The organism is Branchiibius cervicis (assembly GCF_042661605.1).
GTDB lineage: Bacteria > Actinomycetota > Actinomycetes > Actinomycetales > Dermatophilaceae > Branchiibius > Branchiibius cervicis.
The window spans coordinates 2,899,048-2,920,363 of sequence record NZ_JBHSWJ010000002.1 but is presented as its reverse complement, the minus strand read 5'-3'; the positions used below and the strand labels follow the sequence as shown (position 1 = coordinate 2,920,363).

Annotated in this window: 18 protein-coding genes; 6 read left to right on the top strand and 12 right to left on the bottom strand. The window is 65.3% G+C overall.

Going from position 1 to position 21,316, the window contains the following annotated elements; all coding sequences use genetic code 11:
- The first annotated feature begins 10 nt into the window (after positions 1-10).
- Positions 11-295: a hypothetical protein gene (locus ACFQBT_RS15110; protein WP_377823883.1), complete on the top strand. Its 285-nt coding sequence runs from the start codon at positions 11-13 to the stop codon at positions 293-295.
- A 64-nt stretch (positions 296-359) separates the two neighbouring features.
- On the opposite strand, the gene ACFQBT_RS15105 is transcribed toward ACFQBT_RS15110, so the two are convergent.
- Positions 360-1,706: a 5-methylcytosine restriction system specificity protein McrC gene (locus tag ACFQBT_RS15105; protein WP_377823881.1), complete on the bottom strand. Its 1,347-nt coding sequence runs from the start codon at positions 1,704-1,706 to the stop codon at positions 360-362.
- Complete coding sequence (locus ACFQBT_RS15100) at positions 1,703-3,484, bottom strand: McrB family protein (protein ID WP_377823879.1); 1,782 nt, start codon at positions 3,482-3,484, stop codon at positions 1,703-1,705. Before ACFQBT_RS15100 ends, ACFQBT_RS15105 begins: the two co-directional genes overlap by 4 nt.
- A gap of 162 nt (positions 3,485-3,646) precedes the next feature.
- On the opposite strand from ACFQBT_RS15100, the gene ACFQBT_RS15095 reads away from it, so the two are divergent.
- The 4 genes from ACFQBT_RS15095 to ACFQBT_RS15080 all read left to right on the top strand — a co-directional run bounded on the left by ACFQBT_RS15095 (position 3,647) and on the right by ACFQBT_RS15080 (position 8,270).
- A complete protein-coding gene (locus tag ACFQBT_RS15095) occupies positions 3,647-4,537 on the top strand; it encodes a BglII/BstYI family type II restriction endonuclease (RefSeq protein ID WP_377823877.1) in 891 nt (296 codons plus the stop codon).
- A gap of 55 nt (positions 4,538-4,592) precedes the next feature.
- Entirely contained in the window at positions 4,593-5,426 is an 834-nt protein-coding gene (locus ACFQBT_RS15090; protein WP_377823875.1) for an MT-A70 family methyltransferase, read from the top strand.
- 115 nt (positions 5,427-5,541) lie between these two features.
- Complete coding sequence (locus ACFQBT_RS15085; protein WP_377823873.1) at positions 5,542-5,994, top strand: hypothetical protein; 453 nt, start codon at positions 5,542-5,544, stop codon at positions 5,992-5,994.
- 875 nt (positions 5,995-6,869) lie between these two features.
- Positions 6,870-8,270 carry a helix-turn-helix domain-containing protein gene (locus tag ACFQBT_RS15080; protein WP_377823872.1) on the top strand — a complete coding sequence of 467 codons (1,401 nt, stop codon included), beginning with the start codon at positions 6,870-6,872 and terminating at the stop codon, positions 8,268-8,270.
- A 657-nt stretch (positions 8,271-8,927) separates the two neighbouring features.
- On the opposite strand, the gene ACFQBT_RS15075 is transcribed toward ACFQBT_RS15080, so the two are convergent.
- Together ACFQBT_RS15075 and ACFQBT_RS15070 are read right to left on the bottom strand one after the other, a co-directional pair.
- On the bottom strand, positions 8,928-9,158 hold the full coding sequence (locus tag ACFQBT_RS15075; protein ID WP_377823870.1) for a hypothetical protein: 231 nt from the start codon (positions 9,156-9,158) through the stop codon (positions 8,928-8,930).
- A gap of 392 nt (positions 9,159-9,550) precedes the next feature.
- Positions 9,551-9,793 carry a hypothetical protein gene (locus ACFQBT_RS15070; protein ID WP_377823868.1) on the bottom strand — a complete coding sequence of 81 codons (243 nt, stop codon included), beginning with the start codon at positions 9,791-9,793 and terminating at the stop codon, positions 9,551-9,553.
- A gap of 85 nt (positions 9,794-9,878) precedes the next feature.
- Between ACFQBT_RS15070 and ACFQBT_RS15065 the strand changes: the two genes are divergently transcribed.
- Positions 9,879-10,088, top strand: coding sequence for a hypothetical protein (locus ACFQBT_RS15065; RefSeq protein ID WP_377823866.1), 210 nt, complete (start codon positions 9,879-9,881; stop codon positions 10,086-10,088).
- Between the two features lie 1,451 nt (positions 10,089-11,539).
- Here ACFQBT_RS15065 and ACFQBT_RS15060 read toward each other — a convergent pair.
- From ACFQBT_RS15060 to ACFQBT_RS15025, 8 genes are all read right to left on the bottom strand, one after another.
- Positions 11,540-15,043, bottom strand: coding sequence for a chromosomal replication initiator protein DnaA (locus ACFQBT_RS15060; protein WP_377823865.1), 3,504 nt, complete (start codon positions 15,041-15,043; stop codon positions 11,540-11,542).
- A gap of 21 nt (positions 15,044-15,064) precedes the next feature.
- Positions 15,065-15,310 (bottom strand): hypothetical protein, encoded by a 246-nt coding sequence (locus ACFQBT_RS15055; protein WP_377823863.1) that lies wholly within the window; start codon positions 15,308-15,310, stop codon positions 15,065-15,067.
- Positions 15,307-15,561 (bottom strand): hypothetical protein, encoded by a 255-nt coding sequence (locus ACFQBT_RS15050; protein WP_377823861.1) that lies wholly within the window; start codon positions 15,559-15,561, stop codon positions 15,307-15,309. Before ACFQBT_RS15050 ends, ACFQBT_RS15055 begins: the two co-directional genes overlap by 4 nt.
- A gap of 312 nt (positions 15,562-15,873) precedes the next feature.
- The gene (locus ACFQBT_RS15045) at positions 15,874-16,872 is read right to left on the bottom strand and encodes a primase alpha helix C-terminal domain-containing protein (protein ID WP_377825513.1); all 999 of its coding nucleotides are present in this window, start codon (positions 16,870-16,872) and stop codon (positions 15,874-15,876) included.
- A 915-nt stretch (positions 16,873-17,787) separates the two neighbouring features.
- Positions 17,788-18,360: an NADPH-dependent F420 reductase gene (locus ACFQBT_RS15040; protein WP_377823859.1), complete on the bottom strand. Its 573-nt coding sequence runs from the start codon at positions 18,358-18,360 to the stop codon at positions 17,788-17,790.
- Positions 18,361-18,440: 80 nt separating this feature from the next.
- Complete coding sequence (locus ACFQBT_RS15035) at positions 18,441-18,866, bottom strand: organic hydroperoxide resistance protein (protein WP_377823857.1); 426 nt, start codon at positions 18,864-18,866, stop codon at positions 18,441-18,443.
- Between the two features lie 54 nt (positions 18,867-18,920).
- Entirely contained in the window at positions 18,921-20,642 is a 1,722-nt protein-coding gene (locus ACFQBT_RS15030; RefSeq protein ID WP_377823855.1) for an AMP-binding protein, read from the bottom strand.
- Positions 20,639-21,277, bottom strand: coding sequence for a TetR/AcrR family transcriptional regulator (locus ACFQBT_RS15025; protein ID WP_377823853.1), 639 nt, complete (start codon positions 21,275-21,277; stop codon positions 20,639-20,641). Before ACFQBT_RS15025 ends, ACFQBT_RS15030 begins: the two co-directional genes overlap by 4 nt.
- Positions 21,278-21,316 lie beyond the last annotated feature (39 nt).

The window sequence follows — 21,316 nt, the reverse complement described above, 5'->3', positions numbered from 1 at the left end:
GGTGGGGACCGTGTTGGATCACGCTGAAATGGGCGACGTGCGTGCCCTGGCGGTGTTGCTGCGGACCATGGGTAACCCGGATCGGCTGGGCGTGCTCGCGGCGGTGGTGGAGCCCTGCACCGTCCCCGAACTGCGGGCGAACCCCGCACTCCCGGCATCCCCGCAAAACCACCTCGAAGCCCTCGAATACATCGGGCTAGTGGTGCAACACCCCGGCGTCGCACCCCGCGCGTGGCAACAAATCCCAGGAGCGGTGGAGCGGGTCAGCAGACTCGTCCAGTCCCTCGGCGCGTGAGGGTAGGTGCCTGACACGCCGACTTGCGGCCCCGACGTCCCGGTCCGCCCGGGTGGCGCTCAAGCTAGGCGGTGAGGGTCATCGTCTGCTGATCAGCGAGTCCGCGAAGGACACTCAAGAACGCGGGCAGGTTGGTCGAGGCGCGTCGGCCGATGTCGATGAAAAGCACTAGCACTTCGTCCCCGAAGCCGCGGACCTGCATCGGGGCGGGAAGTTCGTCGCCGTCGGCCAGGACGAGAGGGTAGAGCAACGCTGCTTTCGATGACGGCCAGGTCTCGTGTTGTCGATAAGCAACGACTTGGTAGATGTCGGAGCGGCTGATCCTGATGCGGTGCCTTTCGGCGACCGCGGTAACGTCCTCGTCATCGGAGGTGTGATCACTGGGTAGTGCGTTCTTGTACTTGGTGTCTACCAGAAGGGTTTTCCCGTTGCTGCTCCGTAAGACCAGGTCAGGGTCCACCTTGGATGTGCGGCGTCGAGTCCCGTCGGCAGCGTGGATGCTGGCGGTTCCGGGTTTGCTGTTGACGAGTTGCAGGTCGGGCGCAGCATCAAGGATTCCTCGGACTGCCTCTTGGAACAGGATGGGCATCTGCCACATGAAGGCGGATGTTGTTGGTGTGGTGGAGGATTCGTCGCCCATGAATTGAGACCTGAGCAAGGCGATCGTGGCGTCTAATACGGTGGCGTAGTGCCGTTGAGGTCCGCGCGTGGATAAGGCGCGTATGTCGCTAGGTGAGACGCGGATATCCGAAACCTGTGCGAACAACGGCAGTGCTGCGCTGACCTGGCGCAGGACTGCTCGACGGGCAGCGGGAACCGGCAAGTCATGGCTGACGGTGGCGATAAACCGAAGCCCAGCTTTCAGGAGTCGGTTGTTGGGAGTGTCCTGCGTCCGCTCTTGGATACGGCACGGAATGCGCGCGGCATCGCCGACAGCAAGGTGCCCGCTTACATACCGGTTGACGAGGATTCGACCTCGCACTTTGCCGTCGAGGACCCGCGTTGTCTTTTGGTAATCGCGGCGCAGCCACCTCGCGGCGAATCGGCGGATGGCGTGTGCATGCCATACCAACAGGCAGGCTGTTGGGTCCCGCGCGGCCGACTCCAGTCCCACGTCGTCGTAGTCGAGCAGCCTGAGCGGTTCGTGCCGCTGTTCGTATGCGTAGTCGGCCAGAAAGAAGGCGTCGGCCGTATCGAGCTTAGGTTTGACCTGGAGGTTGACGTAGCCCTCGGGAGTGCGGATGCGGGCGACTCCGACGCTATTTCCGGCTTTCAGGATCCATCTGTCGTCGCCGGAGTTCTTTGTTACCTCGCAGTCGACACTCTTCCAGAACTCCGTTGGTGTTGCGTCAACTACGGCCGTCGGGAGCGGAGTCCGGCCGTGCTCGCGGACGTCGATGTCATAGTTCATGGGCCATCGGGGCCATCGTTAGCCGCGTCATCGTTGGCCTCGCCGTCGGTTGTAACCGCCGTCACCCAGGGCTGCCCAGACAGATGATGGACCAAGCCGGTGACTTGATCGCGCTGAGCGAGGCCGTTGAGGATAGCGAGATCGTTTCTGAGGCCGCTGACAATCCCCGGATCCAGCTCGCCCTCCATTTCGTACTCGTTGAGCAACGGAAGGACTTCGTACACGTACCTGGCCGACAAGACCTGCAAGCTTGACTCGCTTCCGTCCGGTGTTGCCAGGAAGTAGGACGGGCCGACTTGGAGCCCGGATGGGGCATCGCTGAGCGCTGCGGCCGTAATGGAATACAGGTGTAGCGCTGCTTGCCGGGTGAGATCAGCATCGAATGCGAATGCGTTGATGGGTTCAGCGGTTGCCGCAATGTCGAGGAACACGAATCGGCGGCGTAGCGCGTAGTCGATCACGGCGATGCTGCGATCAGCAGTGTTCATCGTGCCAAGCACACGTAGGCGACTAGGTACCGTCAGGGATGCATCGCCGTCGATCGCGTACGGTGTCGCCACGGCCTGACCGCGATATTCCAGGGCGTACAACAATTCACCGAAGATGTTGGGGATATCTCCGCGGTTGACCTCATCGAGGATGAGCACGAGGTCCGCTTCGTGACCGCGCCGCGCGAGTTCTTCACCGATTGCGCATATCAGGCTGAAGATGCGATGGCGGGGAACAAATGAGACGCCGTCGCCTTGAGGTTGCGCGACGAGCGCGCGCACAAAATCGGTGTAGTCGTATCCGGGGTGGAACTGCACAATGTCCCAAACGCATGTCAGTCCGCGGCGTTCGACTTCGGTCGCGATGTCGGTAACGTTGCGCTGATTGGTTGGGAGGCCGTCGATGATTGCCTGCAATCGACTGTCTTCTAGCCGATTGCTTGTCGCCCATTCAACGTACTCGGTGGCGACGTAGGTTTTTCCTGCGCCTGGCGGCCCTTGGAGAACGACCTGTCCCTTGCGTCGCAACTGTGCATCGAGTTCAGCCAGCGAGTCAGGCAACGTATCCCGGTGGCTTTGGGCGGTGACATTATCTGAAGCCTCGTAGGCTGATCGGAACTCTTCGACGCTGAGGTTGAGCCACGCGTTGACGCCGATGCTCACGGCAAGGTCAACCGCACGGTCAGGCACCGCTTCGAAGCCCTGATCCGCAAGTCTCTCACCGACCAGCGCGACCGCCCCTCGCACTGCGTTCGCCGTCGGCAAAACCTGCGCGATACCGACTGTCGAGCCTCCGTACTTGTTCGGCACGATCAACTGGCACCGTTCCAGCAAGCTCAGGATGTTAGATGTCGCCTTGGCACCCTGCGCGCCTTCACTGCGCTGATCGAGTGTTGCTCGGAGCTTGACGGCGTTGATCACCGCCGGGTCGAGGTGACCGTCGGCGTCCGTGAGAATTTCGCGGGTGATTGCGTCGAGGCGAGCATCGGCCAGGCAGAGCGCCACCCAAACTAGAAGGAAACGGTCGCCCCGGTCGGTTCGCGCCGCACGCAGCAACTCGTTATCGACCACAAGGTGGTCATCATCCGCGGTGACGTTCGCCGATACTAACGGCGGTTCGTAAGCGGCAAGATCGTTCCACAGCGGTCCCGGTTGTCCGGCTGCGTCGAGATTGGTCTGCAATTCGAGAGCTGTTGTCGATCCAGGCTCGACGTCGCGGAGCACATCAAGAACGTGCTCAGGCGAAGTGAACTTGGTGAGCGAGATTTCACCGAGGCGCGGGAAGGTCACATGCGGCAGTGTGCCCGATCTCAGCCGCTTGTGGGTGTAGCGGGGGATGGGTGTGCCCGGCTCGGAGTGGTGTCCCTCCGGCAGGGTGTCAACGAGACCGGCGCGCGTCGAGACGCTCGTCCAGTCCCTCATCGGGGCGGGGTGACCCGATACGGTGACCGCGTGACCAGCGACGCGTCCGACCACGAAACTGTCGAGGACACCGAACTGGATGGCGAGCCGACCGGTGCAATCGACGTGGCCGGTGCGGTCCGCTACGTCCATGATCGCAGCTGGCCGATTGGCTACGTATACGGTGCCACCCGGTACGCCGACGTCATCCTCCGGCAGTCGTTCCCCGGCCGGTACATCGACCTCCTAGCCGCCCTGAACGGCTTTCGCCCGACGCTCACCGAACTCCGCACCGGCGGCGGGGGCCGCACAGTCTTTGTAGCTCGGTTCGACCAGTCCCTGGCGGACATGCGCAACCCCGACGGGAGCCTCGTGTGGGGCAAACAGAATGTCACCATCGAAAAGTCTGTCGGCCTCGACGGGACACCGTTGCGGACAGTGCGCACCCGAGGCCACGAGATCGACATGTTCGGGAAGGGAACGGCATCCGAACCGCTTCCAGGGATCGCAGTCGAGATGGAGTGGAACAACAAGGACCCGTTCTTCGATCGGGACCTGATCAACTTCCAAGCGTTGCACCACGAGGGTGCGATCGCGATCGGAGTGATCGTGACCCGTGGGCCCAAACTTCAGCGGCTGATCGGTCCGACCATCCGAAGCAAGGAGGAAGGGCAGAAATACGGGCAGTCCAGTACCCACTGGGACAAGCTGATCCCAAAGGTCAACCTCGGTGGTGGCGGCGAGTGTCCGCTGCTCCTGATAGGAATTGAGCCCGAGCGAATCGACGGGATCAGCTTGGTCTATGACGCGAAGGCAAAGCTGGACGCGGCAGCCGCGTTCAAGCGCGATTGGCGCGAGTCGTTCGCCAAGTGGGCCGACGCCAAGCCGCACCACGACGACCTACTGCGTCAAGCCGCGGAGCTACTACCACCTCTTCGATGAAACACGCCCAGTTTTAGATCTCATATGAGATCTAAAACTGGTAGGGTCTATCGTCATGACCACTGCCCCGCCATTGCGACCGGAACTCGAAGCCCCAGCCCTCCCGCACATCGACGGCGGATTCAAAACTGTTCTCGCCGACCCCCCATGGCGATTCGCAAACAGAACAGGCAAGGTCGCCCCGGAACACCGCAGGCTCGACCGGTACTCCACGATGTCGCTCGAAGCAATCCAAGACATCCCCGTGGCGGACGTCCTCGCTGACAACGCCCACCTCTACCTTTGGGTCCCCAACGCGCTCCTCCCGGAAGGGCTGGCGGTTATGGAGGCATGGGGGTTCCGGTACGTCTCCAACGTCGTGTGGGCCAAGCGACGCAAGGACGGCGGCCCCGACGGTCGCGGCGTCGGCTTCTATTTCCGTAATGTCACTGAGCTACTGCTGTTCGGCGTCCGTGGCCGCATGCGGACGCTCGCTCCCGCCCGCAGCCAGGTGAACATGATCGAAACGCGCAAGCGGGAACACTCTCGCAAACCCGACGAGCAATACGACCTAATCGAGGAGTGCTCGCCTGGTCCGTTTCTCGAACTCTTCGCGCGTCACCCGCGCGATGGTTGGACCCTGTGGGGCGATGAATCGGACGCCGAGGTCAGCCCCCGTGGGCGGAGTCATAAGGGCTACGCGGGTGGCCCGATCCTCGCTCCGGTACTGGCACCCCGAGAGCGGATGACCCCGGCTGCGAAGCACAAGGTGGCCGAACGGCTGCGCAGCGAGTATGAAGCTGGCACGAGCATCCGCGATATTGCTCATCAAACCGGGTACTCGATCGCTAGGGTCCGCACTTTGCTGTCCTCCGTTGATACGCCCCTCAGGCCGCGCGGGAGGCACTGAGTCCGATGGTCCGCTGGTCCGCCTCGTCGGCAGATTGCTGACGCTCCTAGCTGCGACGGCTCCCCGAGATCGCAGACATGGAGCGTCCGCGATTGGAGGTCATAGATTTGCTCGCATGGGTGACGACAACGAAGACCGAGACCTTGCCGCCGACCTGATCGCGGCCGCGGGTGCGGGTGAGGACGAGGTGGGCCGGCTGTTGCTTGCTCGGTTGCCCTGGATGAAGCACCTAACCGAGCACGAGCGGGTCCAGATGCGGGATGAACTGGTCGCCAGCGCACGCGCGGGTGTCGAGGCCGAGAACCTGGACCTGTTCCTCCTCGATGTGAGTGCGTGGGAGTCCACCGCGGCCGCCAAGGCCACCGGGGACACCCCCAACGAAAACCTCACACCCCTAGCGCAACCCATCGTCGTAACCCGTCCCGACCCGGGGACTGACAGCGAAGCGCAGCGCAGCTTCGACACCGCACCAGACGTGGTAGCTGCCCTGCACGCGGCCATGACCGACATCCGCCCCGGACGCGCCTACGCACCCCGTGGGTTCGATCCGGACTCGACGAACGACTGAGAGGCTGTGGTGACGAAGCATCTGCTTCGTCACCACAGCCGAGGCAGGCATGGCCCCCGCCTATGCGGGACGGGGCAGTTCCTGCGAGCTTCGAACGTGTTGAGAGAGCGGAGCACCCCCACCTGCGCAGGGAAAGGAACTGCTTGTCCTCGACTGTAGGCGAAATCGACGCCTAGTGCAAGGCGCTCACTAGTCGAATGTCGTTGTAGGGCAATGGTTTTCGCGTTCCAGGACATGTTCCACTACGTGCCCTATGGCATGTAGTGGTACATGCCATAGGGCACGTAGTAGGGCCTGCCATGCTGGTTGTCCCAGCGCATGTCCTAGTGCGTGTGGTGATCCGAAATCGTTGCGGTTACTGGCTTTTGGGATTACCCCGTGCCTACTGCGTGAACCATGGCACGCATCAGGACATGCCTCAGGGCGTGGCCTACTACGTGCACCATGGCAGCGGTCATGGCAGTGCTCCGTGGCATGCAGCAGGTTCCGCACCAGGGCGCGGTGGGCGCCCGAGATTTCCGAGAATGCAATGGTTGCAACGGTTTACGAGGTCCTACGTCGGTCCACCCGTGCAGTCGCCCAATCTGGATAACGTTGTTTATCGGAGGTAATCCGCGATGGGGGAGTGCCGCATGCCCGTCGCCGCCCATCAACCGTCGGTCCCAGTCGGGTCCGGTTAAGGGTTCGTGATTGGCACAGTCCTTGGCGGGTCCAGGTTTTGATTCCGCACCGCTCGATCGCGTCACGGCCGGGTTGGGGGCGGGGATCGACGGGCCGGTCCTTGTGTTCTCCTGCGTGGCCGAGCGCTCCGGTACAGGGCGCGGCCCAGCGTGGCGGCGTTGTGATTTTCCCAACGCCGCCGCTAGGCTCGGTACATGAGCGGGATTGGCGAGCGTGTCCTTGACCGCATGAACACAGTGTGCCCTGAGGCATCCCACCGAGAGATCGCTGCCGCTGTCGGACTAGCGCCCGACGCGTTCTCGCGCTCCCTGAACGGTCAACGCCGCTTCTCCTCCCTTGAACTCGCCCGGTTGGCGGACCACCTCGACACGGACTTGCACTGGCTCATCACAGGCGCCGAGGACCCCAACCGGCTCCGGGTTGCGGCTCGCCACAACTTTGATCCGAACACCGGCCGTCGGGACGTGCCCGGTAGCGGCGGTGATGCCGCGATCCTGGGTGACATCGCGCTGGCCTACCGTCAGGCATACCCGGCGGAGACCGGTGAACTGGCGCCGTTACCCACGACCATCGAGGGCATCCGTTCCGCGCTCGGCCCCGCGTTCGTCCGCCCGTTCGCTGACCGCCTCGAACAAGTCCTGGGAATCGGTGTGGTGAGAATCAGCGGGCTCAGCACCGCTTACTCGTTCACCGCGTGTGGTCACAGAGTGATCGCCATGGGAGCCACAGGCAACTGGTTCTTTGAGAACTGGAGCATGGCTCACGAACTGGGGCACCTGGTCTTCGGGCACCACGCTGAGGACGAGGCGGGGGACCCAGGCCGTGAAGCAGCGGCGAACGCCTTCGCGGCAGATCTGCTGATGCCCAAAGAGACTCTGACCGGCACCGATTGGGCGACGCTCACCGATGCCGCCCTCGCTCAACTCGTCTGGGACCTCGGCGTGTCCACAAAATCACTGGCGCACCGCCTGGACAAAGTGTATGGCCGCGCCCCTGATCGAGTTAACGAATGGGCTTCGCGCCCCACCCAGCGACTGATCCGGTTGCACCTACCCAGTGATCCTGGGGTAGGTGACGAGTTGACGGAACGTATGGACGCCGCGTCTCAGCGTCGATTCCCCGTCACGTTACAACTGGCGCACCTTGACCGGATCGCGTCCGGGGAGATTGGTAAGGAGACGCTCGCCTGGATGCTTGGAGTCCAACCGGAATCGTTGGAGGTCGATACGCCACAGGCGTCGGCGGTGCCCCCGACGACTTCGCCGACGCCATGGGGCTCTGACAGCGCGGGATGGTTCTGCTGTTCCCGGACAACACTGTCCTCATCAACTTCGCCATCCTCAACCGGTTCGATCTGTTGGCGTGGCTCGCGAACGGAAAGGGCCAATGGTGCGCCACTGTCGCGTCAGAGTGTGCGGAATCGGCAGGCGTTGAGGGACTGGGAACTCTTCGCAAAGCACCCGACATTTTCGGTGAGGCGCTGCGCCCTGATCCCGCCGAGTTGCAGGACATGCTTGCGTTCCGCAACACGCTCGCGCAGCCCGGGGACCCACCGAGCAAGCACCTCGGGGAGGCAGAGACATTGGCGATCATGACTAGGCGATCACTTCGCGGGTTCTTCGTCACCGACGACCGCGACGCCGCTCGGCTCGCCAAAAGGCACGACATCCAGTCCCCCACAACGTGGGACCTTCTCCGTGTGGCATGCCGTAAGAACCAGATAGATGCCAACACCTCTTGGGGTTACACCGAGACACTCCACGGCAAGGGACGCGGTTGGCCACCGCAGGTTTTCGACCGAACCTCATTCGACGAGTGGCTGCGCGGGTAACCGCCGCCGACGTGCAACGCTGCCAGCAACTGCGCAGAGTAGACCCGGAGCCGGCCACGGCGAGTCCTCGCCAGGGTTTGCCCCGGCGTGGGAGGTGGCGGAGCGCATGTCCTTCCTGGTGATGCGGATCACGAACAGGGGTGGGGGCTACCAAAGTATTCGTCGGTATAACAAAGTCGTATACACATCCCGTCCCCCTGGTCGGGGCGGCGGGTGTTCAGATGGTTCCGAGCTGCACGTGCGGTGGCATGGACCACCACCAAGCTCGCCCGTGCACGGAGGGCGAGGGCGGCATCATCCGGTCCCCCCTGGTGCCGAGGACGACAACGATCGGGGTGGTGGCGTCGGTGCGGAGCGCGAACGTCCTTGTTGGTTGGAATGGTTCGCACTAGTCGCAGCCGGAGGGCGCGACTCATCCCGCTCATCCGATGATCGCGACCAGGTCGTGGGCTACAAGGACGGGGTCCACCCCGTGCGCTAAGGCGGCTCTGCGTTCCTCCCGAGCAACCCACACCTGGTGTGTTGCCGCGACCACGGCGTCCCGGGTGCGGGCGCGAGTCTCATGCAACCACAAGCAGATTCCCAACGGAACCCCGAGCAGCACGAAACCCACTACCGCGCCGAGCATGCCCAGAATGATCGCGGGTCCCATCCCCGCCACTGCGTTCTCCGGGTGGCGACTCGCATATATGGCCCACGTGATCCCAGCCGCGGCGAGGCCTCCAACTGCGGCGCCGACGACCCACGACCCTACGTAACAAGCAAAAAGGCCCCGCTGGTGGCGGGGCCTTGGGCGGGCGGGTTCGGGGACCGGGGGAAGGGGCCGGCCATCACGCAGCACCATCAAGTCGTGCTGCGCGAGTTGGCGTTCCCACACGAGGACCGGAGCCATCGCACGCACCCCGTACACGGCGCCCGCGGCAGCGCCGCCCAGGCCCGCAACACCAAGTCCCACAGCGTTTCCGTACCGCATGCTGACTCCTCTACGCCGTGGCTTCCTGTCGGTCCTGAGGTTGTATCACCGGGGTCCGACAGGGTCCCGGGTTACTGGTTGGCGGGGTCCCCGCCCAGCGCGTCGAGGACGGCACCGACGAGGGCATCCGCGGCCACCAGGGCATCCCACCCGGGGGCACCGGCGCGGAGCGCGCGGTCGTCTGCGATGCGGGCAAGGTGCTCCCTCGCGGCGGCCAAAGCGGACGCTGCCGCGCCCACGCCAAGCTCGCCCGCAGCCACCTCCTCGGCGTCCAGTTCCTCACCGGTGCTGAAGTCAATCACTGTCGCGGTCATGCACTGAGCTTAGCGCGCTAAACAGTCAGTGTAAAGCGCGCTAAACTCTGGGTTAGTCAGCTAAACCGACCGCTAGGATTTCGCCATGTCGTCCGCCAATCCGCCGTCGCTGCGACGGCTCACCGCAGCAGTGCGGAGGGTTGAGGAGCGCACTGCTGCCCTTGCCGACGCCACCGCCGAACGCGACACCCTGATCCGCGCCCTCGCCGCCACCGGCGTCACCAACGCCGAACTGGCCTCCACATCCGGGCTCACGCGCGGCCGGATCAGCCAGATAATCAAGGGCGGAAGGTAGACCCGATGCCGCCGGGTAGAGGCAACCGGGGTCGCGACCCGGCGCGGGGTCGCTACCGCGATAGCGCACGGCTCAGGTCGCCGTTGTTCGCAGCCCAGGGTCCGGGGGAAGGGGTCGGTGCGGGCGGCGGGGGAGGTGACCGGGGGCTTGGCAGGGGGTGACCCCGTGCCCGACCACCCCGCGCGGTGGTCGGGTTTCGCCGCTCCGCGGCGGGTGTGCCCTTCAGGGCACAAGGCGCACCGTGCGGGGGTGGCCGGGTTCCGAGGGGCCCTCACCTCCGCCCTCGCCTTCGGCTCGGGCAGCCGCTCGGGGTGCCCCGCGCAGCCCCCAGGGGGCTGCGACGGGATGCACCCCAGCGGCGCCGTGTCACCGTTTCCCACCTAGCGTTGGTGGGGCGGAGTTCGTCGCCGCGCACGTCCCGCCCGGCGAGCCCCCAGGGCGAGTCCGTGGCGGTGACGGCGCGCGACGACGACCGACCCACCACGCGCCCCAACCACGGCAACACGGTCACCTCCGCGGGCACGGTCACCCAGCCATGTACGCACGTCGGGAGGCCCCCTAGGCAAAGAACCCAGCCCCGAGACCGACCAGTCGCCCGTCGCCGAAGCCGTCCACACGGAGGTTCACCAAGGACACCAAGCACACCCGCCGCGACCATGAAAACCAGCCCAGCCACGGCGCCCCGTCACGGACCCAGCCACCTTCAGAGACCCACCGATGAATCTCGACTCACGCACACGGCCAATTCGTCCTCGCCTGTGAGCTATTCGCGGAGGCGAGGTCCACCGATGATCCGGTCCGCTATTGCTTTGGGGTTCCCCAGGTGCGCTAGCAGCCGCTACTGAGAGGCGCACCTCCCCTGGTGCGTCCACCAGTACGGGCACCACTACGAGGTCCACCACGGCCACCAGGACAGCCACCAGAGCGGGCACCAATGGCAACCACCACTACGCCCGCGGGCACACCGCACACCGCCCACCACACGCCAACCCGAGCACACCCGAAAACCCCGGCAGAACCACATTGGGTGCATTTGGGTCGGCGCGGGTCTGGGGCGCGCGTTTCGTGCACCATACGCACGCACTCATGGCGAGCTGGGAGTCGCAGAATCGCACGGGGAGAGAGGAATTCGCGCGCTCGGTCGCGCACCGTACGCGATCGGCGCACGCGAGCAGCGGATAAGTCCTAACCACGAATCCGACAATGGACAGGGGGATGGACAAGACTTATGACAGAACTAATGGCGGAGTCTGCACGCCTGCCTGGCCACTCGGGGCTGGCGTGTCACGCCCTACGTCACGCGTTACGTGACGCGTTACTCTCGCGGTCCGCGGGGCGTGCACGGAACCTCCGGGGCGGCCTCCAGATGGGGTTCTCGGGGGACGAAACGGGCGGCCCGGGCGACCATGCTGGTCCGCCCGGGCCGCCCCTTTCAGCGGCGCTCGTATCGGTTACTCGGTGTCGTCCTCGTCGCCCTCGGAGCCTCCGAAGAGATCGTCGTCAACGCGCTCCTCGTTGCGGTGAAGCTTCCCGGGTTGCATCGGATTCGTCACCGGGGCAACTGTGTTCGCGTCGTCTTCGGTGGTCGTGTTGGCGTCACCGGAACCGTCCCGGTGGTGACCCGGTGCGCGGTCTTTTCGTTGCGGCGCGAACGGGTCCGCGACCTCGCGACGGGCGGGTGCTTCGGATGGGTTGCTGTGCAGCGGTGGCGTCCGGTCCCGCAACGACGCGCGGTGTTCGGGTGCACTCGGTGCCCCGTTTTCGACACCGCTACTCGGCCCCCATGTCGCATCAACAATCGGGTCCGCGTCACTGCCCGGTCGTGCGTTCTGCGCACCGGGTTCGGCTGCATCAGGTGCGGGTTGTGTGCGCGAAACGCCCAGGCGTCCGTCAGGCCGCACACCCCGCGGAGGAAACATTTCGGCTTGCGCTACGTCCCGCGGTGCAGGCTCGTACGCCGCGCGGTATTCCTCGTTGATCATCAAACTTGACCCGGGGTGCACGGCGTCGTAAATGAATTCTCGTGCGACGGCGAGGTCCGCTGGATCGGCGCCCGGATCGTTGATCAGGCCCTTGTACCAGGTGACCGCGTCGGCGGCTGGGTGGTCCTCGGGCACCTCGGCCGCGGCGGCCGAAAACTCATAAGCCGCGGCCGCTTTATCCTCCCACGAGAGCGTTTCACTGGGGTGAATCGTCGCTGCGAGAAGCCGGTCAGGGGTGAAGTTCGCGGCCGTCACCCCGGTCGAGTGAATCGCCGAAATCTCGTCCGGGATGCCGTGTTCAGCGATCACCCCACCCGCGAACGCACACGCTTCTTCGTACTCGTCCGGGGTTCCCAGATCGACCGCGAAAGCGAGGTTGGTGAGTGCCGGGGTGGCCGGGTGCGCCGGGTCCATCCTGCTCGGCGAAGCGCTGTAGGCGGTCCCCGCGACTGCACTTGCGGGGTTGGCTGCGACCTCCTCGATGCTCATGTCAGAGTTCTGGAGGAGCTCGGCACCCGTATTCACGACGGTGGTGACAATGTCTGGGTTGCGCGGGCCGCCGGGCGTGACGGGGAGTCCCTGTGTTGCAGCGGTTTTGCCAAACTTGGTGCCGCTCAGCGGCGTTCCGGGTGTGCCTGGTGCACTGGTCGGGGCGTCGCCGCCGTCCACCGGCCCCAGCCCGTTGAGGCCGGTTCCGGGTGCACCTGGTGCACCGGTGAGCGGTACCTGTACCCCACCATCCTGTGCACGATCAGCGTCGATCGCGTGCCCGTGAACGCGCTTGTAGGCGTTCGCGATCGGGGCGATGTATTTGTTGTTCCGCAGGTTCATTTCGTGCTCCTCGCTTAGGTGGAGTGCTTTCTGGGCGGCCGTCCGCCGACCACTCTCAGTGAGTTTTCCGTTGCCGTCCCGTTCGACGTTTTTGCGGCCCCACGGGGAGGCGGCGACCGCCTGAATCACCGCCTCGCCACCCTCGACGGCGTCACGCTGCGCGGCTGTCTCCGCGGTCTGGGCGGCCATGGCGCGCCGCGTGCGCATCTCAGCAGCCGCCGTTTTCGCCCCGAGCTGCGCGACCCGGTGGCCGGTTTTGCCCCCGAGCATTTGCCCGACGGCGGCGATCCCGCCGCCGAGTGTTTCCCCATCCGGGGAGAAGCCACGGAGCGCTGTGGCGGTTTTCCCGGCGAGCCCGGTGCTCTTCGCGCCCGGGTTGGCGGGTTTCGCCGCCATCGCCGCCAAACCGCTCAGCCCTCGTCCGGTCCCCGCCCCCGCGCTTACGAGGGAGGAGGCCCGGCTCGCGGTTCCGGCTTTCGCGGCCGCAGCACCCAGGCCGCCCGTGGCGGCCGAGACTGCTGCGGTTCCCACTGCTTTCCCAGCAAATTTCGCGATCTGCTTGGGTGCGTCCGCGGTCTTGTTGACCAGAGTGGTGTCCCCGCTAGCGGCCGCCTTCGCGAGACGTGCGAACGGAATCACAAGCGCCGCCATCGCCGCGAAAGCGACCACCAGGAGCATTGGGCGCAGATTCAGCGGGACCGCCGATATTGCATCTTTCACAATCTCGTTCTGCGGGGCAAGAATGTTCGTCGTGAGCCGCAGAAACAAAAGCAGGAAAGCGACAGCGGCGGCTTGTTTCAGAACGTTCGCGAACAACAGTTCGCCGTACTTTCGCGCGAACCGTTGATGTTTCTTGCTACCCACCATCGCGATCGTTAGAAACAGTGCCGAGAACATCAGTAGGTACACGAGCAGGAAGCGTTGGATCGTGATGTACGCGGCGATACCAGCGGATGCGACGGTGAAGACAATGGCACCGACGGAACCCATCACCAACGTGGATACTCGGGAACCAATGTTTTGCCCGGTAACCGCTGAAACAATATTACTCGTTCCTGCCGTGTCGGAATCGCAGTTCCCTTCACGCAAGAACTTCATGTTGCCAATATCTCCGGGGTCCTGTCCCTGCACCCCGGGATCGGCGCAAAGAATCTTCACGTTCCCCAAGAAGGGGATCGATGACCATTGGTGCGCACCGGAGCCTTTCCAAAGGAAAGCCTTGTTTCCGCCACCATCGGAATCGGATGCGGCGGCGTAATCGCCCGTATTCCAGCGTGCAAGGGACTTCCCGAGTGCTTTCCCCGAGTTGTCGTTGTGGTTGACGTACATCGCGTTCGCCATCGCAGCAGCCCACGTGATGCTGCTCCCATCAGAAACGCTCGCGGCGTCGGCCTCGTCGTCACCGACCTCACCCGCCGCCCAGGGATGGTAAACGAGACCGCGCCAAATTTGGTTGTCAATTTGCCCCAACCCGTTGTCGTGGGAGCACGACTTACCGTCCGCCGTGTCGAAATTGCACGAAATGCTGGACACCCCTTTCACGACAACCCCGGAAACGGCGTCCATTGCCTTCCCGCCGCTGTACGTGGTGAGAAAACCAATGCTCCCGATCATTGTGAAAACCCAGATCATGTACTTGATCAGCTGCATACTGGATCGTGTTTTTATGAAAATGGCGACCCCTGAACAGAAAATGATTCCCATCCAGTAAGGGGCAGCAACGTTCGTCAAGGCGTCCGTCACGGGGGATACGATCGATGACGCAACTTTCCCGATCGTGGGGTCGAGAGCCCACCCCAAAACCGCCATCGAAATCGTGACCGGAAGCTTTATCCCGATCGTGAAGAACGCGTTCTCGCCACCGGCAAGGTAATGCTCAACGCCTCCACAACTCGCCCCATAAGATGTCCATTGCAATGTGGACATGCCATACCGGTCGTAGGACGGGTCCAGTACGTAATCGGGTGCGTTCGTGTAAAGCTGCTTGAGGCGCGCAGACGGGTTTTCAAGGTCACCCCCTATCTCCGGGTTCCCCTCCTGCTGAAAACCTAACGGAATATAGGTCTGCCTCTTCTTCGCCACACTTTTCGCATCCGTGAGCGGAAGGACTTTCTGATCAATCCCGGCGGGGGAGGTGACCACCCCATCCAGATTCAGGGGCCCTCAAAAATTCGCGACCGAATCCGTTATCGAGAGTGGGTCGTCGGCGTGCGCGACGGCACCACCGCCGTACGCGAACACGCCCAGCAGCAGCGTTACGACGATGAATGCCTTACGGGCCCAGCGCCGTGCAGCGGCCACCAGGGATGTCACACGGCCGGGCGCCGGTTCGACCACGGGCGCAGCCAGGCGCAGCGCTGACAGCTTCGAGGACTGACCGAAACTCATCACGACCGTTTCGGCGCTCATTTGGGGGCCTCCTCGTCGTCCCACATCAGCGTGGGGGAGGGGTTCCCGGGGTTCACTGGGGGTGCTGAGGTTGCCCTCGCGGCCCGGGCCTCAATCGCACGAACCGCACCCCCGCTCGCTCCCATCGCCATCGCGATCGCGCCCGTACTCCACCCCGCAGCCCGTAGGAGGGTGACGGCCGCGGCCCGTGCCTCTGCGCGTTCCCTCCGGGCCGCCGACGCCGCCGCCGTGGGGGCTGCGAGCCCGCTCATCGCCGCTGTCCTTCACGCAGGCGGGCCAGCAACGCCGTCAGGTTGGTTTGCGCCGCAGCGTGCCGCGCAGCGCGATCACGCTGCGCGGGGCTGGGGGCGTTCGGCGAGCTGCTGAGACGCGGCGTCGGCATGTTGAGAGGTCCTCCACTGAACACGCGCAGCACAGGACTGCGCAACCGGATTCTCGGCACCTTCACCCGCGGGCTATCCGCGGCGGCGCTCATCCATGACGCCGTTCATCGCCTGGTACCACGCGGGGCGTGACCAGACTGGTCTCGCCCCGCGCACTCTCAACGCCCTCAGTTTAGCGCGCTAACCGCGTACGCCACAACCACCGCAACGCATCAGTTTCGGGCCGAAGCCTCTGGGGGACTGGACGATTCGCTTGCGCGCCGCCGTCGGAGGCGAGCGCGCGCGACGGGTGCGGCCGACCCCGGTGGGTGCGTGTACTGCGCGGTGGAGGGCTGGTTGCGGTGGGTGGGGGTGGGGGTGGCGGTGCCTCGGGCGGCGGGGTCTTGGGTGGTGGGATTGTGGGTGGGGGTCGGTAGACCCTGCGGGGGCCCTGTCCCATATAGACCCCTGATTAGGGGTCCATTGTGAAACACCCTCGGGCGCCCCCTGTCCCCCCTCGCCGGAACCCTGGCCACCCACCGCGCGCATGGCTCGCGAGAGGGTCGCGGGGCTAACACCGAGAGTCGTGGCGGCCGCCCTGAGGGAGGACCCAGCGGCCACGAGCGGCGCGGCTGCCACGCCGAGCGCCGCGTACCGCTCCCTGGCCTGCGCGGTGCGTGCGGCGGGGCCGAGCGCCCGGCCCTCGGCCTGGGTGATGGTGGGAACGGGCACGTGGGCGTCTTGGACCGCTTGGGTGGCACCACGGTGACGTCCGAGGCGGTGCTCACGACAGAACCGGTCGATCGACCGGGCGATGGTCTCAACCTCCGCGGCGGGCAGCGGGGGATTACAGAACTGCGAATTGGCCTGCGCCGCGATCGTGCACGGGTCGTCTCCCCGGTATGCGCGAACGCGCACATAGTCGAAGAGCGCCGAATTGCGCTGGCCAGCGGTCCATTTCGCGGTTTCTACTGAGGATGGTGGGACCGGCGTCGGCTCTGGTGGTCTGGGTGTGGGTGCGATTATTTCGGCGGCGCGGAGTGCGGCGAGGAGGTCTCCGGCCCCGCGGTTTCCGGTGCGGTCGCCGCGGGGCCAGGAGACTGGCGCAAAGGCGCAGAGTGGGTTGCGGGAGCGTGCTCGGACCTGGTGTGCGCGGTCTCCCCAGCACGCGGCGACCAGGGCTGTGTGCAGGTCGCGCACCAGCGAGGTGAGGGCTGGTGCTCGACCCACGATCGGCTGGGCGAGAACCCACCCGAGCTGCACACGCTCAGGGGCGCCATCACCACGAACCCGCGTGGCTATCACGTAGTCCGGGACGGGCAACCCAGGGCGGCTCAGCGGATAGAGGGAACCGTCGACATCCACGACGATCACGCGCACCGTCGTGGAATCGTTGGGATGCCAAAACGGACGATCCCACAGCGAATCTGGGACAGTCCAGGCGGCGCGGGCGCCTTTACTGCGCGCTGTCTCCACGGAGGCGCCGCGAAGCAGGGCGCGAGGGTCGGGGCGCCAAGCCTCCGGGTCGTGGGCGGCGACACGGAGGCCCTTGAGCCAGCACGGCCCGGTGGCTCGCTTTGCGAGACCAGGGGAAGGGGTGGCGGCGACGAATTGTGGTGCGTCGGACGCGGCCGACGATGCGCGCGTGTAAAATCGCACGTAGCTGGTAAGGCTTTTGTGGCTCCGGGGGCAACCCGGGATCACTCTCCGTAGGGCGGGCGAAAGCCCGCCCTACGTCGTTTTATTGGGTGATCGCGCCACGCCAGCCGCGGCCCTCTAGGCCGCGGTCCTGGGGATCGGCATGGTGTGGTGTGGTGCGTGGCGTGTGCCCCTGGCGTGCCCCCACGATGCAACTAGGGCATCGTGACGCACGCACTGCAACGGGTGAAACGAGTGAAATTAGCCGTCCTGCAACGACATTCACCTTCGCAATGAGAAGGCCAGGGGTTCGAATCCCCTCAGCTCCACCACGTGAAGAAGGACCGGGCATGTTTTTCGCCCGGTCCTTCTTCACGTTATTGAACGGAGTGATTCGAGGAGGAGTGAGGGCGAAGCCCGAACGAGCCGCGACACCTGGGCCGCCCGGTCGGCCGCCGTCGCCCGGAGCGGCAGCGCTCAGTTGACCAGCGCGAACCCGCCGGTCCAGGAGATCTTTCCGGCCGCCGCAAGGGTGAGCTGCAGGAAGCCCACGGACTCCAACTCCCGCGCCCGGCTCAGCGAACCGGCGTCCACTGCGTCCAGGCCGCCGGCGGTGACCACGTCGGCGAGCGCCTTCTTGGCCGCCTCGTCGTCACCGGCGATCAGGACGGTGGCCTTCTGCGGGCCCACGGTGCCGGCCTCGAGCACGCCGGAGAACGTGGTGTTGAAGGCCTTGAGAACTTGCGACTCAGGCAGCGCGGCTGCGACCTTGGCGGCGGCAGAACTGTCGGCCGGCACCAGCAGGGAGTCGAACGTCTCGAAATTGAGCGGGTTGGTGATGTCGACGACGATCTTGCCCGCGAGTTCACCGGCCCGCTGGGCGATGACGTCGTCCAGGGCGCCGTACGGCACGGCGAGGACGACGATCTCGCCGGAAACGGCCTGGGATGTGGTGTTGTCGAGCAGCTCGACCGTGTTGCCTCCGCGGGTCACGATCCCCGCGATGGCCTGGCCCATCTTCCCGGCGCCGACGATGCTGATGTGTGTCATGGCTGATCTCCGTCTCGGTAGAAGTACTTGAACATTCAACTACATTACTCGAACCTGCGCGCCGACGCACCCCGGCAGGTTCAGCCGACCTGCACGTCCAGCGTGACCTCGATGTTGCCCCGCGTCGCGTTGGAGTAGGGACAGCCCTGGTGAGCGGCCTCGGCCAACGCTTCGGCGTCCTCCTGGCTGAGCCCGCCGAGTTCGATGTGCAATGTCACCGCCAAGCCGAAACGGTTCTCCTCGATCTGCCCCAACGAGACGTCCGCGGTCACGGCCGAGTCGCTGACGTCTAGGCCCAGGCGTTTGGCGTTGCCCTTGAGGGCGGAATGGAAGCACGCGGCGTAGCCGGCCGCGAACAACTGCTCGGGGTTGGTGTGCGTGCTGTGCTCCGATGGCGGCAACAGGTCCAGGTCGAGGACGCCGTCGCTGCTGCGTACGTGCCCACTGCGGCCGTCACCGGTGGAGGTGGCTGACGCGGTGTAGAAGGTCTTTGCGAGCGTGTCCATCAGGACTCCTAGGGAATGAAAGGTCAGGGTCCTGTCGATCATGGCACTGGCGGTTCAGGGTTGGTGCGCACGCTCCCGGGCCCGCTCGAACAGCTCGCCCTTCTTCACCTTGCCCGTCGCCGTCATGGGCAGTCCGCTGACCAACTCGATGACCGGCACCTTGTACGGCGCCATGTTGTCGCGCGCCCAGGCCGAGAGCTCCTCGGCAGTGAGGCGGGCGTCGGGCAGCAGTTCGACGAACGCCAGCGGACGTTGCCCGCGGTCCGGGTCAGGCATCGGGACGACAGCCAGCGTCGCCACCTGGGGGTGCAGCCGCAGGATCGATTCGACCTCGGAGGGAAAGACGCTCATCCCGTTGACCTTGATCATTTCCTTGTTCCGGCCGAGGTAGTGCAGGGCGCCCCACTCATCGAGCCGTCCGGTGTCGCCGGTGTGCAACCAGCCGTCGTGCAGAGCTTCCGCAGTCTCCTCCGGCCGGCCGAAATAGCCCTTGAGCAGCGACGGGCTGCGCACGATGATCTGTCCGGCCGTGCCCACGGGCACCGGCGCCAGCGCGTCGTCCACGATCAGGATGTCGGTCCCGGGCACGGGCAGGCCGCAGAACACCGGCTCGGCGGTCAGGTCGCGGTCGTCGTCCTGGAAGCCGAGGGTGATCGTGTCGCCGGTGTGCGTCTCCGTCATCCCGTACGACGCCTCCCGGATCACGTGGCCCGTCGCCTCCCGCCACTGCTGGCGGATCTGCGGAGTCAACTTGAGGACGAAGGACATCGCCAGCGCGGTGTGCAACGAGGACAGATCGCGGCCGCCGGCCTGCTCCAGTAACTCCACGTAGTTGTCGACCGTGCCGAGCATGGTCGTCGCGCGGTCGCGCTCGATCAGATCCAGCACCAGCGACACGTCCCAGCGGCGCAGCAGGTGCACCTGGCCGCCGTTCACCAGGGGCGCGAGAATGCCGAAATCCTCTCCCGCGATCCAGAAGATTGGCACGAAGATGATGCTCGCCGACCGCTCCTGCCCGACCCGGTGGCCCTGGGCGGCGGTGATGGTGACCGCCGTGTAGACCATGTCGCCCTGGGTGTGTTCGCAGCCCTTGGGCATTCCGGTGGTGCCGCCGGTGTAGTTCAGCGCCGCGAGAGCATCGGGGTCCGCGGGCTGCGGGTCCAGCGGTGCTGAATCCGCAACAGCTGCATGCCATTCCAGTTCCGCGGCATCTGGGATGGGGGCTGTGAGTACGCCGGGTAGCGGCAGCCCGGCTGCAACCAGGGGTGCGCCGGGCGCCAGACGCAGCACTCGGCGTACCGGCGTGCCGTCCACCACCGAACGGACCAGGGCAAGGAGAGGTTCCTCGGCCACGAGCACCTCGACCCCGGCGTCGGTGAGTTCGTGGACCAGCTCGTGCCCCTTGAACATCGGGTTGATCGGTACGTGCACGCACCCAGCGGCCAGGGTGCCCAGCATGATCGCCGTGAACTGCGGGCAGTTGCCGGCGAGCACGCCCACCCGCGCGCCGGGCTCGATCCCGGCGCCCTGCAGCCAGCCGGCCCACCGCAGCGCGTGATCGGCCAGTGTCCGGTAATCCCAGGTGAGCCCGTAGAACGACACTGCAGGCGCTTTCGGAGTGTGCTGCGCCCAATGCCACAGGTAGTCGGTGATACCGGTCAGTCCGGGCAGTCCCGTGGGGTCGTGAGGCACCTGCGGTGGCCAGTTCGCACTCTGCAGTGCGCGAATCTGCTCGACGGCAGAGTCATAGTCCGGCGGCAGCGGCGTTGCTGTCATGACGGCTCCTCACGGTTGCGGGCGGGCGGCTCGATGCCGATGAGAGTGGCGCCGACGTCGATCACCGAGTCGACGAATCTGGTTTGAGTCGAACGAGACTGCGTACGCCGATCCAGGGAGCCGGTGCGCAGCGTCGAGGAGATGAATTCGGCGACGATACTGCTGGTCCCGACGGGGTGGACCCGGCCTGCTGCTCGTTCTCGCTCGAGGTACCGGGCGAAGCGCCGGACCGGGCGGTGCCACAACTCATCGTGCAGCGCCTGGACCCCCTCGTCGCGGCGGGCTCGCTCGGCGATGATCTCCAACAACGGACCGTGTGCCCACAGGGCCTGCGCGGTACGGCGGCAGGTCTGGGACAGGACGTCCCACGGATCGCCGGGCGGTACTTCCTGTGCAGCGATGAAATCAGCCACCACTTGTTGTGCCAGCGCCCGCAACACCGCGTCTTTGGAGGAGAAGTAGACGTAGGCGGTGGCTCGCGAAACTCCCGCGCGCTCCGTGATGTCGGCGATCGTGGTCTCGTCGTAACCGCGCTCGGCGAAGACCTCCTCGGCCGCGGCCAGGAGTTGCCGGTGGCGCTGGGTCTGGCTGCGCTCACGGGCATCGCGCACTGCCCACCCGCTGCCGTCACTCACGTGGACATCGTCATTGACATTGACGTCAATGTCAATGAG

Excerpts from the sequence above, each read along its gene's own strand:
- ACFQBT_RS15105 (WP_377823881.1), bottom strand. The coding sequence starts at position 1,706 with ATGAACTATGACATCGACGTCCGCGAGCACGGCCGGACTCCGCTCCCG.
- ACFQBT_RS15070 (WP_377823868.1), bottom strand. The coding sequence starts at position 9,793 with ATGACCGCGACAGTGATTGACTTCAGCACCGGTGAGGAACTGGACGCC.
- ACFQBT_RS15090 (WP_377823875.1), top strand. The coding sequence starts at position 4,593 with ATGACCACTGCCCCGCCATTGCGACCGGAACTCGAAGCCCCAGCCCTC.
- ACFQBT_RS15085 (WP_377823873.1), top strand. The coding sequence starts at position 5,542 with ATGGGTGACGACAACGAAGACCGAGACCTTGCCGCCGACCTGATCGCG.
- ACFQBT_RS15050 (WP_377823861.1), bottom strand. The coding sequence starts at position 15,561 with ATGAGCGGGCTCGCAGCCCCCACGGCGGCGGCGTCGGCGGCCCGGAGG.
- ACFQBT_RS15075 (WP_377823870.1), bottom strand. The coding sequence starts at position 9,158 with ATGGGACCCGCGATCATTCTGGGCATGCTCGGCGCGGTAGTGGGTTTC.
- ACFQBT_RS15055 (WP_377823863.1), bottom strand. The coding sequence starts at position 15,310 with ATGAGCGCCGAAACGGTCGTGATGAGTTTCGGTCAGTCCTCGAAGCTG.
- ACFQBT_RS15065 (WP_377823866.1), top strand. The coding sequence starts at position 9,879 with ATGTCGTCCGCCAATCCGCCGTCGCTGCGACGGCTCACCGCAGCAGTG.
- ACFQBT_RS15040 (WP_377823859.1), bottom strand. The coding sequence starts at position 18,360 with ATGACACACATCAGCATCGTCGGCGCCGGGAAGATGGGCCAGGCCATC.
- ACFQBT_RS15030 (WP_377823855.1), bottom strand. The coding sequence starts at position 20,642 with ATGACAGCAACGCCGCTGCCGCCGGACTATGACTCTGCCGTCGAGCAG.
- ACFQBT_RS15035 (WP_377823857.1), bottom strand. The coding sequence starts at position 18,866 with ATGGACACGCTCGCAAAGACCTTCTACACCGCGTCAGCCACCTCCACC.
- ACFQBT_RS15080 (WP_377823872.1), top strand. The coding sequence starts at position 6,870 with ATGAGCGGGATTGGCGAGCGTGTCCTTGACCGCATGAACACAGTGTGC.